This window comes from Saccharicrinis aurantiacus (assembly GCF_001660705.2).
Lineage (GTDB): Bacteria > Bacteroidota > Bacteroidia > Bacteroidales > Marinilabiliaceae > Saccharicrinis > Saccharicrinis aurantiacus.
In genome coordinates this window covers 20,819-37,818 of record NZ_LYBV02000024.1, presented here as the reverse complement: position 1 = coordinate 37,818, position 17,000 = coordinate 20,819, and the positions used below count along the sequence as shown (strand labels likewise).

Here is a 17,000-nt window from a genome sequence, read left to right as displayed (position 1 = left end):
ACTTTCTTAACGGCTGTTGCAGCAGTATTGTATATTTCGTTAGGGCTATGTATATAACCAAGGAGGAGATAGTGAGCAGACTTTATCAAATCGTCGCGCATCGAATCCAGAGTGTCTAATTCCGACTCAACAGCATCTTTCCTAATGGCAGTTGATAAAGCACTACTCAGGGTTTTTAATTGATCGAAAACAGAGGTAATATAAGTGTCGGCACTTAAATCCTTTTTGTTATAAGCTTCAATAATAAGTTTGCAAGCAGCATCAACCTCAGTTACTTTACTAGTACTTCTTAATTTGCTAATCATCATTTCTGTTTTAAAGGTTATTATTTTAAGTTATTCGATTTTTATTTATTGTTGTGGTTCATCTTGCCATTGCTTGCTTAAGTTTTAAACGAGCTTTGGCACTTTGCCATTGCCTGTTTAAGTTTTAAATGAGCTTTGGCACTTTGCCATTGTCTGTTTAAGTTTTAAATGAGCTTTGGCACTTTGCCATTGCTTGTTTAAGTTTTAAACGAGTTTTGGCACTTTGCCATTGCTTGTTTAAGTTTTAAATGAGCTTTGGCACTTTGCCACGCTAAAACTGTATAAAACCAATTGCAATAACTTTTGAGTGTTTACCAAGAGTATTTTTTCGTATCAACAAAGATTTAGGTATTGATACCTAATGGCACTAATCTAAGTGTTGCCTTTTTGGAAGTATTATGTGATGCAGAAATGTAGTATGGCTTAGTGATATGGATAGTAGTATGGGTGTTCATTTCATTAGGGTTTTGGATAAAGTATTAAGAATGAGTATGTAAAAATATAACAATTATGTACAATGTCAAGGGTTAAAGCAAAAAAAAATCCCGAATGTGGCTTACATTCGGGATTTTAATCTAAATACTAATTGTTATATTATCACTCAGCTTAGCTGAAGGTAATTGCTTGTTTTATAATAGGTTTCCTATTTTAATACCAAAATAAACCGTTCTTGGCATTTGCGGACCATACATATAAGCTGGGTCTCTATTAACACCGGTATCTAAGTCACTTTGATAACTGTTAAATATGTTTTTAATACCTGCTGAGAATGCCACATCAACACCACTTTTCGATTTAAGGGTATATTCTGCTTTTAAACCTAAATCAAAAAACTGATCGGTAGTTCTTAACTCACCTTCTTCAGGGTTTTCTAATTCTGGCCCAAAATAGGCAATATTCATAGATCCTGTATGGGTGGCGTTAGCAGATAAAGTAAGCTTGCGTGTTGGTTTATAGTTAAGCGTAAAGAATCCGTAGTTATTCGGAGTTCTTAAAAACTCTTTTGTAGTAAGTGTTCCTGCGTCATTATACTCTTGTTCCTCATCAAACTGACTTGATTGGAAGGTATAGCCACCGTTAAAATCGAATTTAATAGAAGGAGCATAGCGTAACTCAAAATTGATACCTTTAACACGAGCAGGAACATCTGAATTAAAACGAGTATACAAGGCAACGCCATCTTCATCTGGTGCACCATGATCTAATACAAATGCATTTTCTAAATATGTATAAAAGCCTTCTACTAAAAATTCAAACTCCCCACTACCAATTTGTGAGTGGTAATCGAACGAGGCCATCATGCTGTGACTAGTTTCTTGCTCTAGGTTATCGCCATTTACATGTACCACTTTACGGGCTGCAGAAGATTCAATGTGTAAATCCTCGTCAAAAATTTGAGGTGCTCTATATCCTTGCGAGTAACTACCTCTAATTCTAATTTTATCACTAGGAGAATACAATGCATTTAAGCGCGGACTAACTACAACGTTATCTAAATCGTTTTTTGAATCCACTTCATTGTTTATATCGTAATAATCTACTCTTAAACCTCCCGATAGAGTTAACTTATTAAAAGCATATTCATATTGTCCGAATGCACCCCAAATGTTACTGTTTTGTTTAGATACTTGGCGTGTATCCTCGGTAAGCATTGTACCACTTTCTTCATCAAAGTAAGTATAAGCCAATTTTTTATCATTAAGCTTACTACCATTATTCTCAATACCTGCTACTAAGTTCGATTTTCCGTAGTCGGCCTTGTATTGTGTACCTATTGCATACGATAAATCAGTAGTGTGCCCGTAACCACTAGGATCCTTCTCTGCACCATAATACGAACCTCTATCAATGTGCTGTGCCGATGCATATACAGATAATTGACCATTATTTTCACCCACAAAACGTGTGTAGTTTATGGCTCCGGTGTTTATTTTGTGTTCTACGGCTTCTGCAATTTCAGCCTCATGTTTTGGTAAGTCTAATTGATCGCCACCTCTTCTGTCTTCTTGAATATGGAAATAATCAAAAGTAATTTTATCTCTATATCCCATTCGGTGATAAACACTGGTTCCTAAAGTAACATTGTTCAATTCAGCAAGCTCAGTAAAGCCATCACCATTATAATCAAAACCTTCTCTGTTTCGGTGCGATCCATATAAACTCATACCTGTGTTTTTGTCTTCAGTAACAATTGAGGTATTTAAGTTGATGTTTAAATCGTTAGCAGCACCATCTTTACCAACACCTATAATACCGTTGTTGATACCTGCTTCAAAAGTATTTGTTGTAGGCTCTTTTGTTATTAAGTTAATAGTTCCGGCAATTGCATTACTTCCGTAAAGTGCAGAACCGCCACCTTTTACAACCTCAACCTGCTCAATCATATTAGCCGGTATCATTTCTAAACCATAAACGCTGGCTAAGCCAGAGAAAATTTGTTTTCCGTTAATCAATACCTGAGAGTATGAACCTTCCATACCATTCATTCTAACACTATTGGCACCACAGTTTTGGCAATTGTTTTCGGTTCTGATACCTGGTGTAAAGCTTAATCCCTCACTTAAAGTAACCGATTGTGTTTGGCTAAAAGTTTTAGGAGTCATGGTATTTACTACCATCGAAGCGTTAATTCTTTTCTTTTGATGTTTATCGGCTGTAACAACCACTTGCTCTAGGCCTAGTACATCTTCAGCTAAGTCGAAGTTAATCACCAAGTTTTTTCCAATTTCATAGTCAATCTCAACTTCTTTGGCTTTGTAACCAACTGCTTGCGCTATAATTGTGTAATGGCCTTCGGGTAAACTACTAAAAGTATATACACCTTTGTCATCTGAAGCGGTTCCCAGGGTTGTTGAGGCTATGGCTATTGTGGCAAACGGAATTGGTTCGCCGTTGGTTGATACCATTCCTTTAACAGGAGGTAGTTTATCCGCAGCAAACAGTGTAGTTGCTGTTAACAATAGCGCAAAAATAGAGAGATTTCTTAGTAAATTATTCATTTGTTCTTATAACTTTTTGTTGTTAGTGCTATAAAATACGGTATGCTATAGTGCTAAAATCGGTTAGAGCTAGCGCTATAATACCAAATGCATTATTGAATGATTGATAAGAAATTGAATTATTTAAAGGTTCTACAATTAATAAAATAGAGATATAGCCATAGCTACATTGATATTTTATAAAGAAGTAGAAGCTTTATAGAAATAATTTATATCAATTATTTGATGATGTTTTTGGTATAACATGATGCATACATATTTTATGCAATAACATAATGTATTACAGAAATTATGAGCTTACCAGCATGGTAGGCCGCACAATACAATGTCGGTTTTGTAATTAAATTGTTCTTTAGCTGAGCTTAAAACATTCAGGATTTTAGTCTTTACACGTAAAAACTATACTGTTTATGCTAAAACGAAAGGAGGAGCTCTGAGTGGTGATGTGTGGTATAAGTTACCAATGTGTAACTCAAGTATATTTGTAGTGTATTTATAAGAACAACTAAGTGTTAGTTCTTTTAAATTTAAGCTAATGCTTGAGTCCAGAAATGTTAGGGTAGTGCTAAAGTCTCCAAAGGAGCAGCGAGAGGCATCAGATGAGTGGCCTTGGCCATGTTCGCCATTTGCGCCTAAATTATGAAAGTGAATTAAAATTTCATTATTCCCCAATATGTGAGCATGCAACTTACTTCCGAAACCGACGGCCAAGCCAACGTTTAGGAATAACAGAAGAGCTGTTAATAATAGGGATAATATTTTTCGGGTTCTTTTCATAATTGCTGATGCAAAAATGCAAACATTATTGGTACGATACTATCCCTATATGTTGGGGTTTTTAAATATTTATGAAGAAAATTTAATTCTTATAAATACTGATAATTGCAGTTGTATTGGGCTTAACCGCCTGATTTTTTGGCTTTATACCCCGCTTTAATCACAAGCTCGAGCACTTTGTCTCTAAAATCGCCTTGTATAATAATTTCACCATTTTTTACTGATCCACCAACACCACATTTCGATTTAAGCTCTTTTCCCAAGTCTTTTAAGTCGCTTTCTTCACCAATAAAGCCAGTAACCAAAGTAACTGCTTTTCCTTTGCGGGCTTTTTTATCAAGCATTATACGTAGGTTTTGCTGCTGTGGGGGTAAAGTTTCCTCGCTAGCTTCTTCGTTATAGTCGTAATCAAAGTTACTACCTGTTGAAAATACAATACCTTCTCTGTCTTTTCTATTCTTTGCCATTGTTTATCATTCTTTGGCACGAAAATACTAAGATTTTTTTGATATCAATTTGATCAATCAAAATTGAGCTTCGAAGTAGTTTTTAGTTTTAGAGTTATTTCGAGATTTATGGATTGATTATCAGTGTAAAATCTCAGGCTTTTATTGCATAGCCATAAGTGCGGAATAATTAGTAGTAGTTAATGGAATTAAGATGTTGCGTGTAGATTTTCGGTATAACTTTAAGCTACTTCTTAAATAAATCAACAGCATAAATTAAGTTTTGCAAAAAGAACAGCGATCAGAAATAAGCTTTATCAACTTAGATTCAGTTTAAAGTCGATTCAAATTCATTTATGGATGTTTCGAAATATTTATAATGTTCATAATAGAAATAATAAGATAAATTCGAGCCCTTTGATATAACATAATACAATCGGCAATGATTAAAATAATCCGAAGATTTTTTCTTATCTCTATATTTGCAATAAGCTGCGTATTTTCAGATGCACAAACATTAAACGATACTATTCCAAAAGAAGATATTTCAGAAGTATCGTCTTTAGATAGAATTGCAGATATGTTTACATTTGAGAAGCCTAGAGCAACTATTTCAATTTACCCCACGTGCACCTACGAGGAGTTATCTGGTGTTGCAATAGGTATTATGCCTGTAATTCAGTTTAAGTCAAGAGATACAACTTTGCTTTCTGATCAAAAAAGACCTACAGCTTTAATTCCTCGTCTTAGTTACTCAACCAAGGGGCAACTCGATCTTGATTTTACATTCGTTATGTTTACTCAAAATGGTTGGAATGTTTCATCTTTCCTCTGGTATTCTGATTACCAAACGGCTTTTTACGGAATAGGAAATAATGCTACTGATGGCGCTTTTTCTCCTTATAAGATGAAGAACTTGGTTTTTAATGGAGAATTAGCCAAGCAATTAAGTAACGAAAGTTTTTTAGGACTAAGGTATGATCTTAATGTTGCTAAAATAAGCGATACCTATGGCGATGTTTTAAATCCATCGATAAATGGATATGATGGTGGTGTAACATTGGGTTTAGGTCCCATTTATAAATATGATAGTCGCAATAATGTATTCTTTCCAGAGAAAGGTTCCTATCATCAGGCTTACGCGGTATTTTATCCAAAATTTTTCGGAAATGAGAATTCTTTTACCCAAGCAACAGTTGATTTACGTAAATACTGCTCAATTGGCAATTCAAATAATGTGCTTGCATTTCAGGGATACGCAAGCTTTACTTTTGGCGAAGCGCCTTTTTATCAACTTCCAATGATTGCAAATAAAATATTAATGCGCGGAATCAACCATCCTCATATGTTTATCGATGATCATGCTTGGCTTGCCCGTGCAGAGTATCGTAAGTATTTGTGGTGGCGCGTATCGGGTACGCTTTTTACTGAGTTAGGCAATAATTTTGGAGCGGAAGGAAATCATATGTTTGAAAATGTAAAGTATAGTTATGGTGCGGGCTTTCGTTTTCAACTTGTTCCGGATAAAAAAATACATTTCCGGGCCGATTTAGGGTTTGGGCCCAAAGGCGAGAGTGCATTATACTTCACAGTTCTTGAAGCATTTTAGTGTAGCTCAATACTGAAGTATTTTTCTTTCATATCAATATTCGTATAATTTTAATGAACGAGGGTTCAAAATATGGCGTTTTATGTTGTAAAAGATGTATATTTTTAGCTTTCACGTTGTGGTAACTATGAATTTTATCATACTTTTGCGATTCGGAAAAATCACCACCTTATTTTGAATCTTAAAAAAGAAAAAGGAGCAGAGTTCTAAATGTATAAGATTATAGAGAAAACGTTTTTCTCAGAAAACGTTGTGAAATTTGAAATTGAAGCGCCACGTATAGCTAAAGCTAGAAGGGCAGGGCACTTTGTAATTGTAAAAATAGGAAAAAAGGGGGAGCGATTTCCCTTAACTATAGCTGGTGCTGATAGAGTTAAAGGCACAATTACCCTTGTGGTTCAAAAGGTTGGTGTTTCGTCTCGAAAGCTTACTGCACTTAATGTTGGAGATCATATAACTGATTTAGTTGGCCCACTAGGACAAGCTACGCATATCGACAACAAAGGTACTGTTTTAGCCTGTGGCGGTGGAGTTGGGGTTGCACCTCTTTTACCAATTGTTGAGGCTTATAAAAAAGCGGGTAATAGAGTGGTTACTGTAATTGCTGCTCGCAACAAAGATTTAATCATTCTTGAAGATCAGATTAGAGAATACTCAGATAAGCTTGTGATTATGACTGATGATGGTTCATACGGTCAAAAAGGACTTATTACTGATGGCATGGAGCAGATTATTAAAGATGAGGATATTGCTGAAGCAATGATTATTGGCCCTGCCGTTATGATGAAATTTGCATCCTTAACCACAAAAAAACATAACATACCAACTTTAGCTAGTTTAAATACTATAATGGTTGACGGTACGGGTATGTGTGGTGCTTGCCGCATTACAGTGGCAGGTAAAACAAAATTTGTTTGTGTCGATGGTCCTGAATTTAATGCACATGATGTTGATTTTGATGAGATGTTATTGCGCTTAGGTGGATACAAAGAAATTGAGAAGGAAGCAGAAACAGATTACCTAAAACAGTGTGAATAGATTATTCCGATGGAAAATAGATCAGAATCGTTAAAAACTGAACGAAACGAAGCGTGGCGTTCAGATTTGAGAAAAAATATAAAAGCCAAAGACCGTACTTCCTTAATTAGAGCTAAAATGAATGAAGTTGATGCGAATGTTCGTATCAAATCATATGTTGAGGTAAATAGTGGCTTAACGGTTGAGCAAGCACAACAAGAGGCAGCAAGATGTATTGATTGTGCGAATCCAACTTGTATAAATGGTTGTCCGGTTGAAATAAACATCCCTAAATTTGTGAAGCGAATTGAGCAGGGTGAATTTTTAGAGGCTGCCAGGGTGTTGAAAGAAACAAGTACTTTGCCTGCTGTTTGTGGCCGTGTTTGTCCGCAAGAGAAGCAATGTGAGGCCAATTGCTTTTATACACAAAAATTGAAGAAAGAACCCGTTGCGATTGGATATTTAGAGCGATTTGCTGCCGATTATGAGCGCGAATCAGGTCAGATGTCTGTTCCCGAAACAGCAACGAGTAATAATATAAAAATTGGAGTTATTGGATCAGGGCCCGCAGGTTTAACCTTTGCAGGAGAAATGGCCAAAAAAGGATACTCCATTACTGTTTTTGAGGCATTGCACGAAATAGGTGGAGTGCTTAAATACGGTATCCCAGAGTTTAGATTACCGAATGATATTGTTGATGTTGAGATTGATAACCTTAGAAAAATGGGGGTTCAGTTCGAAACAAACTTTGTTGTGGGTAAAACAGTAAGCTTTGATGATTTAAAAGAAGAAGGCTACAAAGCCTTTTTTGCTGGTAGTGGTGCTGGTTTGCCTCGTTTTATGGGTATACCTGGCGAAAACTATATTGGCATTCAAAGTTCAAACGAATACCTCACACGAATTAACCTAATGCATGCTGCTGAGCAAGATACGGATACTCCGGTGGTTAGTGGTAAAAATGTAATGGTTATTGGTGGAGGTAATACAGCCATGGATTCAGTTCGTACAGCTAAAAGGCTAGGTGCTGATAGGGCCATGATTGTATACAGAAGAGGTATGGATGAAATGCCAGCACGTAAGGAAGAAATTCATCACGCAATTGAGGAAGGTGTTGAGTTTATTACTTTAGCTAACCCAATTGAGTACTTTGCCGATGAAAAGGGCCGAGTTAATAAAGTGAAAATTCAAAAAATGGAATTAGGTGAGCCTGATGCAAGTGGTCGTAGAAGACCTGTTGCCATTGAGGGTTCTGAATACTTAATTGAGGTAAGCACCGTTGTTGTAAGTGTTGGGGTGTCGCCAAATCCATTAATTCCGGATTCTTTGCCTGAGTTAACCACAACTAAGTGGGGAACTATTGAGGTTAATGAGGATACTTTACAGTCTTCAATTAATACTGTTTTTGCAGGTGGAGATATCGTAAGAGGAGGTGCAACTGTCATCTTGGCAATGGGCGATGGACGAAGAGCTGCACAGTCGATGGATAATTTTTTGAAGAAAAATGAACAATAATTAAACAAAAATGCCGTATTATTGTTTCATACTTGACAAAATAAATTAAACATAATAAATTCGAATTCTCATTATATGAAGATATTAGAATCGAAGTACCTAGGATTGAGACTCAAAAACCCTATTATAGTAGGGAGTTGTGGATTAACAAACTCAGTAGAGAGTATAAAAAAACTAGCAGAAAACGGCGCAGCAGCTGTAATTGTAAAATCAGTATTCGAAGAAGAAATTATTCAGGAGCACCAAGATGTGTTAAAGAATAAATTGGGCGATCAAGATAATAATCTTGAGTTTTTAGATTATTTCGATTACCAAATTAAGAGCGATGTTCTTAAAAAAACAGCCGCTTTAATTCAAGATGCAAAAAAGGAAGTTGACATTCCAATCATTGGTAGTATTAACTGTGCATCTTCTGGCGAGTGGGTTTCGTATGCTAAAATATTAGCCGATGCTGGTGCTGATGCCTTAGAATTAAACTTATTTAAGTTGCCATCTGATGTAAATCAGAAAGCAGATGAACAAGAGCAATTTTATCAGTCAATAGTTTCTGCCGTTAAATCACACGTATCTATACCTGTTTCAGTTAAAATAGCTCCTTATTCATCTAATTTGGCTGCAAGCATTAAAAAGATGGATGATATTGGTGTAGATGGTATCACTATGTTTAATAGGTTCTATAATGTAGATTTTGATATATATACTGATGAGGTAATCGCAGGTAGTCCATATTCAACTAATGAGGAGTATTACAATGCCTTGCGATGGATTTCTATTATGTCAGGTAAAGTGAATACCGATTTATCAGCAAGTACAGGTGTGCACAATGCTGAAACAGCTATAAAAATGTTAATGGCAGGTGCTACAACAGTGCAAATAGTATCTAAAATATACATGGATGGTCCTGAAGTAATTTCTTCCATACTTGAAGGTATAAAAGAGTGGATGGAAAAAAGAGGATATGTAAGTATTGATGAGTTTAGAGGTTCTGTACATCATGATCCTGATCAAAACTCAGAGCGCTTTGAGCGAGTTCAGTTTATGAGATATTTTGGTGAGCATACGATTTAGTAATTTATAACATACAAAATATTGCCAAGGGCAGGATCATTTTTCGATTCTGCCCTTTGTTTATATATGGAGGGTATAGTTCAGCGAAGTTAATGTTTGGAACATAGCTTCAATGTTTACCTAATGTGTTTAATTAAATCCCTTATGGCATTACTTATTTCTTTTGCAATGCAAGTTTGCTGTGCTGAACCACAAAAAACTGATGAATATGTATTTGTGGTTTGAGTTGTTTTGATATTAAGTTTTTATTATTTACTTTTGCGCCACATTAATTTAATTTACAATAATTATGTTGAATCATTATGAAGCCGTTTTCATTTTGACTCCTGTTTTGTCTGATGTTCAGATGAAAGAAGCAGTTGAAAAGTTCCGAGGTGTTATCACCGAGAACGGAGGAGAAATTGTAAACGCAGAAAATTGGGGATTACGTAAACTTGCGTATCCAATTCAAAAAAAATCTACAGGTTTTTATAACCTATTTGATTTTAAAGTAGAACCAGATGTTATTGCTAAGCTTGAGCTTGCTTTTCGTCGCGACGAGCGTGTTATTCGTTTTCTAAGTTTTAGAATGGATAAGTATGCAGAGGCTTACAGTGAGAAGAGAAGAAAAAACATCAAAGAAAAAAAGGAGAAATAGGACATGGCACAAAATCAAAGTGAAATCAGATATTTAACTCCTCCGTCAGTAGAGATCAAAAAGAAAAAATACTGTCGTTTTAAGAAATCAAAGATCAAGTATATCGATTACAAAGATCCTGAATTTCTTAAGAAGTTTTTAAACGAGCAAGGTAAAATTCTTCCTCGTCGTCTAACTGGTACTTCATTAAAGTATCAAAGAAAAGTTGCAACTGCAGTTAAGCGTGCGCGTCACCTTGCATTGTTGCCTTATGTTACTGATTTGATGAAATAAAAACAGGAGGATTAAAAAATGGAAGTAATTTTAAAAGATGATTTAGCCAGCCTAGGACACAAAAATGATGTTGTAAAGGTAAAGGCTGGATACGGTAGAAACTATCTTATTCCTCAAGGGCTTGCAATTTTGGCTACTCCTTCTGCTATCAAAGTACATGAAGAGAATATGCGCCAAAGAGCTCATAAAGAAGAAAAGATTAAGAATGATGCGCTTGAAACAGCTAAAAAAATGGAAGGTTTATCTCTTTCTATTGGAGCTAAAACAAGTACAACTGGTAAGATTTTCGGTTCTGTAAATACAATTCAGATTGCAGAGCAGTTAGAAAAGCAAGGTTATACTATTGAGCGTAAAAACATTTCTATCAAAGAAGACCAAGTGAAAGAAATTGGTAAATACGTAGCAACAGTAAAACTTCATAGAGAAGTTAAAGTAGAAGTTAACTTCGAAGTAGTTGCTGAATAAAACAGTATAAACTTATACGAGATACATTTTCAAACAAACAGATTAAAGCCATCACTTTTAGTGATGGCTTTTTTGATTTCTATTTTTTTGCATAAAAAAAAGACTATTCTTCTAATAGCCTTTGTGATCTCGTTATATAAAGCTCAATGAGTTTTATTTTATGGCGATGGTCTCTATTTCAACCATAACTCCTAGTGGTAGTTCTTTTACTGCAAAAGCTGCTCGAGCAGGAGGATTTTCGTTATAGTATTTCCCATATACCTCATTCATGGCTTTAAAGTTTGCCATGTCACTTAGTAGGCAAGTTGATTTTATAACATCCTTAAAAGAATATCCTGCTTCGCTTAGAATGGCTTCAATGTTTTTCATTACCTGCTCTGTTTGAGCTGTAATATCGCCTTCAATAACCTTTCCTGTGGCTGGTACAATAGGTACTTGACCTGAAATATATAAAGTGCCATTTACTTCGATAGCTTGGCTGTATGGGCCAATTGCTGCAGGAGCATTAGTTGTGTTAATTATCTTTTTCGACATCGTTATAGTATTTATTGATTAATAGTAACCTGGGTTGTCTCTCGGACTACTGCGTTTCTCAAGTTTTAAATCTTGTAGTAGTGATGAGTTAACTCTGATTGAAAAGAAATAAGATTTATATCTACCTACTGGCACAACATTGAAGCTCATACCCCAACAGTGTAAATCGCGAGAGATTCTAAGGTTAGTGTGTGCTATTTCTTTTAAATCAAAATTATAACCAGTGGTGAAAGAAAATTTCCATTTTGGTGTTAACGAAAAATCTCCATTAACATTAATATCTGAAGTTACTTTGTGGCTAAAGGTTTTTGCAACGGGGTCAAACGTGTCGTTTACCAGCCTAAAACTATAGCTAAGTGAGAGGTTCCAAGGTATTTGAAATTGAGTATAGCCATCATCATCCAAACTAGTTTCCTGTGTGCCTCTTGTGTTGGCAAATTCGTCCTCAATACGATCGATGCGATCAAGAGGATCAAGGAAATCATCTTCTAGCTCATCTTCGTTGTCATCTTCACTGCTACCTCTTCCTTGTCGTTTTTCACGCCATTTTTTTATTTTATCAGAACCAATTGAAACACCAAAATTAAGGTTGGCACTTTCTAATCGAAGAGGTTTTCCGGTTTCTGCAAAGTAAGATTTATTAACTCGTACGGCTTGTCCAGAACCTTCATAAGTTTCTTCAAGCGCATAACCATCAAACACAGCACCGAAATTAATATTAGTTCCCGCAATTTTGGTACGACCATTCATATTAATAGCACCCCACTTTAATGAATCTGCCAAAAAGTTATGAGAGGTAGAAAAGTTTAATCCTTCAAGAATCTTTATTTTCTTAAATCCTGTACTGTCTCGATCACTTTTAACTTTCATTTCAAGTGTATTGCCCAGGCTTAGCCCTAAACTACCTGACTTTCCTTTTCCGGGTGTACCGTACAATGATCCTTCATATCTTGAGTATTCGTGTGCTACTATTTCATCACGATCTCTATCGTAGTATTCAAAATAATCATAATAGCCGTATTTAGGATCTGCGAAGTCGGGTCTGAATGTTACCGAGGCAGATGGCGTCATTACGTGTCTAATAGCGTCTACTTTATCACCAAAAACCTTTCTCCAGGGTCTATAAAACGAATATACTTTTGTTGATGTACTTGCTCCAAAATTATAATCCCATACTCTATTAAAGCCATTAGTTGTATCGGATAAAACTACGGTATTCGATTCTTCATCATATTGTTGAGTGGTAGATTTAGAATACCATCGTTCCGTGTAATTAAAGCTAGGAGTTACAGTAAAGTATTTTAATAATTTTAGGTTAAGTGAAACTGGTATTGTGTGCTTCACCCCATTTTCCCAATCCTGAGGGAAGTTTTTGTCACTTAGTTCGTATTCCTTTGTATTAATATAGTTTTTCGTGTTTCCAGTGTACGATAAGCTAAGCTTCTCATACCAGGCTTCTTTACTACCAACCTTGTTTTTGTTTTTAAAGGGGAAAACTCGGTTCATAGTTAGAGTTAAATCAGGAGCTGTAAAGTTTACTGTAGTATCTCTGGAGTTTTGAGAGGCTAAAAGGTTGGCAGAGAAATTAAATGGTGTACTCGGAAATCTTCTGCTGTAAGAGATACTTGATCTTTTTGTGTTTGTGGCTACTCTATTCGGGTCTACAATACTGTTTACATTGTTCTGATCAAAAGAGCTTGTACTATAATTTACACTTGCTGAAAAGGTTTGATATGGATTTGCCTTTGCATCTTGCCTATGCGACCATGTTATGGAAAAATCTTTCGTTTTTAAATAGGTTTCAGGAATGTCTTTTTCACCTGTAACATTCTCAATATACTGAAGGTTAAAGTTTCCTCCGTATTTGTATCTGTTTTTGTATTTAGATGCTGCACGTACTGCCCATGATGTGTTGGCGTAAATATCTCCGGTTACTGCTAAGTCAAAATAATCATTGGCGGCCCAATAGTATCCTCCATCTCTTAAAAATATTCCTCTTGTGCTTTCTTCTCCGTAGGATGGGAATATAACCCCAGAGCTATATGAACTTGTGGTTGGAACAAAACCAAAAGGTATACCTATAGGATATAAAGGGACATCTTCAATTACTATATAGGCCGGACCGGTTATTGTCTTCTTTCCAGGTATTACCTTTGCTTTAGTAAGGTTAAGGTAGAAGTGTGGATGATCGTGATTGTCACAGGTACTATAGTGGCCATCTTTTATGCAAAATGAATTATCAGGAGCTTTTTTAGCTACGTCACTTACTATATAGCCTTCTCCTTGTTCAGTAACAACATGTTCAATAATGGCCTTTTCAGTATTAAAATTGTATTTAATGGTTCTCATTTCGTAAGAACCACTTTTATCGGTAAACACGGGTAAGCCTTCAGCAATACCTGTACTGTCGTTTTCTATTCCTTTGGCATAGGTAAGGCTGCTATCCAAATCTAACTCAATAAAAGCTGCGGTAAGAGTAATATCTAGATATTTAACTTCGGCATCGCCATATAAGTACACTTTTTTTGAGCCATCCATTGTCATGATGATGGAATCCTTTGCAGTGTATTCAACTTCCGCATCAATTCCCAATCCATTTGATTCTTGGGGTGTATCAATACCTGTTGTATCAACTGGTGTATTTAAGCTATCAATTTGGCTGATAACAGTAGAGTCGATTTCATTAATGACCGTACTTAAACTATCAGGAGGTAGTTCTTGAGCTACAAGGTTGTGTGGAAAACAACATAGTAGATATGAAGCTATAAATATAATTGAATGTATTGTGTTTTTTTTCAATTTAATAGTATAATCCATTTATATATGTAAAGACTGCCTTGCGCAGCACAAAAGTATACAAAAATTGGCTAAGCCATCTTTTTATAGAAGAAAATAAGTAAAATGTTTCAATTTATTATTCCGCCATTTATATATTTGCATCATTAACGTAATATTTAAATTCCTGTAAAATACTGACCTCAATGAATTTCAAGTTTATTCGTCTCTTTTTTGTTATTATATTAGTAATTGAGCTTTTGGGTGCCTCAAAATTATCTGCTCAAACAACAGGTAAGTTAAAATGTGTTGTGATTGATGCTGGGCATGGGGGTAAAGATCCTGGTGCTCACGGGCATAAGGTTAGGGAGAAAGATGTTGTGCTTAATGTTGCATTAAAACTCGGAAGTTATATTAATCAGTATTTGCCTGATGTAAAAGTTATTTATACAAGAAAAAAGGATGTTTTTGTACCACTTAATGAACGTGCAGAAATTGCGAATAAGGCCAATGCAGATTTGTTTATTTCGATTCATGCCAATTATATATCTAATTCTAAAGTTACAGGTACGGAAACCTTTGCTCTAGGATTGCATCGGACGGAGGATAATTTAGAGGTTGCAAAAAAGGAAAATTCAGTAATTAGATTAGAAGATGATTACTCAACAACATATGAGGGATTTGATCCAGAAGTACCAGAATCGTACATCATATTTGAATTGATGCAAAACATTTACCTTGATCAGAGTATCAGGATGGCTCAGTTAGCAGAAGGACAGTTTAAAGCCAGGGTTGGACGAAGGAGTAGAGGAGTGAAACAAGCCGGCTTTTTGGTTTTACGAGAAACGGCAATGCCCGGAATTCTTGTTGAGCTGGGTTTTTTAAGTAACCCTAACGAGGAAAGATATTTGGGTTCTGAAGAGGGACAATCGCTTTTGGCGTCAGGTATTTTTAGAGCTTTTCGCGATTATAAAAATGAGTATGAAGCAAATAATAGTTTAGATTTAGTAGAGAAGAAAGAAAGTGTCAAAGAAGATTCCATTACATATCGAATTCAGATTACGAGTTCAAAGAAACAAATAAAGGAAGGAACATCAATCTATAAAAAATACACCGATGTGTTTGAATATACTGAGGGTAAATATTATAAGTATACTATTGGGAGTTCTTCTGATTATGATGAAATTAGTAAGTTGTTGGTAGAAGCCAAAAAGGATGTGAAAGATTGTTTTATTGTTGCTTTTAAAAGTAATAAAAAGATATCTTTGACAGAAGCAAGAAAGCAAACCATAGAATAATATTGAGTGGTAAAAAGCAACTTTTTAAAGCATTGTCAAAAATTTAGGGGTAAGTTTTTGATTGGGCCATTTAAAATTTAAAAGTATTACCATGAATAATTTCTATCCTAAAATAAATGAAAATTTAAGTACACCAAAATTTCTTCAGTTAGTTGAAAGTATTGAAAATGCGGTTCAAAATGGAGACTTGGAGGTAGGGGATGCTTTGCCATCGGTTAATGATATGGTGAAAGAGTGTTCTCTCTCTAGAGATACTGTTTTTAAGGCGTATAGTGAGCTGAAAGCCCGTAAGGTAATAGAATCTGTGAGAAATAAAGGTTATTATATTTGCGATAACTCACATCGTATATTTTTATTGCTTGATACTTTTAAAGCCTATAAAGAAGTTCTTTTTGGTGCTTTTCGAGATGCCTTACCAATGAGCTATAAGGTTGATATTCATTTCCACCATTATAACGCTGTTGTTTTTCGAGATACAATTAATAATGCTATAGGTAAGTATAGTCATTACATTGTAATGAATTTTGATCATCCGAAGGTAGCATCAAGTATTAATAAAATTGATGCATCAAAGTTATTATGTATTGATTGGAAAGTGAATTTACCTAGTGAAAGTTCCTTTGTGGGGCAAGATTTCGGTCAATCGGTTTATGATAATTTATTGATTGCTGAGTCAAAACTGCGTAACTATCAGAAATTAATATTCGTTTATCCAACAACAACATATCACCCAAAAGAAAGTATCCTTTATTTCGAAAACTTCTGTAAGAATAAGGGGTTCAATTACGAAGTATTATATGATGAGAGTAAGCTAGATCCACAAAAAGGGGAGTTATACTTCACGGTTAGTGACCGAATTCTGGCAAAATTATTAGATTTCATCCATGATAATCATTTTATTTTAGGTACTGATTTAGGCATAATATCATATAACGAAACACCTACTAAGAAGTACATAAAAGATGGTATTAGTGTTATTTCTACCGATTTTGAAACGATGGGAATGAAAATTGCGACGTTTGTTTCAAGTGGTATTAAGATTGATGAGTTTATTCCAACTAAGTTCATCGATAGGGCATCTATATAATTAGATTATCAAATCGTATGTTCCTTTTGTCAAAATATTTATTCTATTGTGAATATATATTTGTTTTATAACTGAACTTGCATTTAAATTTGTTTAATAATTTAGAGTAATCTGCTTAATATATCCAGACTTGCATTATGTTAGTTTATTGATTAATTTGAACAAAATTGCTCGTCGTATGTATCTAAATTTTAGACT

At 35.1% G+C, this 17,000-nt stretch carries 15 protein-coding genes; 9 read left to right on the top strand and 6 right to left on the bottom strand.

The window, feature by feature from the left end:
* From A8B35_RS10185 to A8B35_RS10170, 4 genes are all read right to left on the bottom strand, one after another.
* A partial coding sequence (locus tag A8B35_RS10185; protein ID WP_139314861.1) for a hypothetical protein occupies positions 1–305 on the bottom strand: 305 nt, incomplete at its 3' end.
* Positions 306–934: 629 nt separating this feature from the next.
* The gene (locus tag A8B35_RS10180; RefSeq protein ID WP_068472567.1) at positions 935–3,304 is read right to left on the bottom strand and encodes a TonB-dependent receptor; all 2,370 of its coding nucleotides are present in this window, start codon (positions 3,302–3,304) and stop codon (positions 935–937) included.
* Positions 3,305–3,712: 408 nt separating this feature from the next.
* Positions 3,713–4,081 carry a hypothetical protein gene (locus tag A8B35_RS10175; RefSeq protein WP_068472565.1) on the bottom strand — a complete coding sequence of 123 codons (369 nt, stop codon included), beginning with the start codon at positions 4,079–4,081 and terminating at the stop codon, positions 3,713–3,715.
* Positions 4,082–4,203: 122 nt separating this feature from the next.
* Positions 4,204–4,548 (bottom strand): translation initiation factor, encoded by a 345-nt coding sequence (locus tag A8B35_RS10170; protein ID WP_068472564.1) that lies wholly within the window; start codon positions 4,546–4,548, stop codon positions 4,204–4,206.
* A gap of 421 nt (positions 4,549–4,969) precedes the next feature.
* Between A8B35_RS10170 and A8B35_RS10165 the strand changes: the two genes are divergently transcribed.
* From A8B35_RS10165 to rplI, 7 genes are all read left to right on the top strand, one after another.
* Positions 4,970–6,136 carry a BamA/TamA family outer membrane protein gene (locus tag A8B35_RS10165; RefSeq protein WP_068472563.1) on the top strand — a complete coding sequence of 389 codons (1,167 nt, stop codon included), beginning with the start codon at positions 4,970–4,972 and terminating at the stop codon, positions 6,134–6,136.
* A 210-nt stretch (positions 6,137–6,346) separates the two neighbouring features.
* Complete coding sequence (locus tag A8B35_RS10160; protein WP_068472562.1) at positions 6,347–7,174, top strand: sulfide/dihydroorotate dehydrogenase-like FAD/NAD-binding protein; 828 nt, start codon at positions 6,347–6,349, stop codon at positions 7,172–7,174.
* A gap of 9 nt (positions 7,175–7,183) precedes the next feature.
* A complete protein-coding gene (gene gltA, locus A8B35_RS10155; protein ID WP_068472560.1) occupies positions 7,184–8,665 on the top strand; it encodes an NADPH-dependent glutamate synthase in 1,482 nt (493 codons plus the stop codon).
* 75 nt (positions 8,666–8,740) lie between these two features.
* Complete coding sequence (locus tag A8B35_RS10150) at positions 8,741–9,733, top strand: dihydroorotate dehydrogenase-like protein (RefSeq protein ID WP_068472559.1); 993 nt, start codon at positions 8,741–8,743, stop codon at positions 9,731–9,733.
* A 289-nt stretch (positions 9,734–10,022) separates the two neighbouring features.
* On the top strand, positions 10,023–10,370 hold the full coding sequence (rpsF, locus tag A8B35_RS10145) for a 30S ribosomal protein S6 (protein WP_222844139.1): 348 nt from the start codon (positions 10,023–10,025) through the stop codon (positions 10,368–10,370).
* 3 nt (positions 10,371–10,373) lie between these two features.
* The gene (gene rpsR / locus A8B35_RS10140) at positions 10,374–10,643 is read left to right on the top strand and encodes a 30S ribosomal protein S18 (RefSeq protein WP_068472558.1); all 270 of its coding nucleotides are present in this window, start codon (positions 10,374–10,376) and stop codon (positions 10,641–10,643) included.
* 18 nt (positions 10,644–10,661) lie between these two features.
* Positions 10,662–11,108, top strand: coding sequence for a 50S ribosomal protein L9 (rplI, locus tag A8B35_RS10135; protein WP_068472555.1), 447 nt, complete (start codon positions 10,662–10,664; stop codon positions 11,106–11,108).
* 153 nt (positions 11,109–11,261) lie between these two features.
* Here rplI and A8B35_RS10130 read toward each other — a convergent pair whose 3' ends face one another.
* Together A8B35_RS10130 and A8B35_RS10125 are read right to left on the bottom strand one after the other, a co-directional pair.
* On the bottom strand, positions 11,262–11,642 hold the full coding sequence (locus tag A8B35_RS10130) for a RidA family protein (protein ID WP_068472553.1): 381 nt from the start codon (positions 11,640–11,642) through the stop codon (positions 11,262–11,264).
* Between the two features lie 18 nt (positions 11,643–11,660).
* Positions 11,661–14,441, bottom strand: a complete 2,781-nt coding sequence (locus A8B35_RS10125; protein ID WP_245820784.1) for a putative LPS assembly protein LptD — start codon at positions 14,439–14,441, stop codon at positions 11,661–11,663.
* Positions 14,442–14,623: 182 nt separating this feature from the next.
* On the opposite strand from A8B35_RS10125, the gene A8B35_RS10120 reads away from it, so the two are divergent.
* Together A8B35_RS10120 and A8B35_RS10115 are read left to right on the top strand one after the other, a co-directional pair.
* On the top strand, positions 14,624–15,715 hold the full coding sequence (locus A8B35_RS10120) for an N-acetylmuramoyl-L-alanine amidase family protein (RefSeq protein WP_068472552.1): 1,092 nt from the start codon (positions 14,624–14,626) through the stop codon (positions 15,713–15,715).
* Between the two features lie 91 nt (positions 15,716–15,806).
* Positions 15,807–16,802 (top strand): GntR family transcriptional regulator, encoded by a 996-nt coding sequence (locus A8B35_RS10115; RefSeq protein WP_068472550.1) that lies wholly within the window; start codon positions 15,807–15,809, stop codon positions 16,800–16,802.
* Positions 16,803–17,000 lie beyond the last annotated feature (198 nt).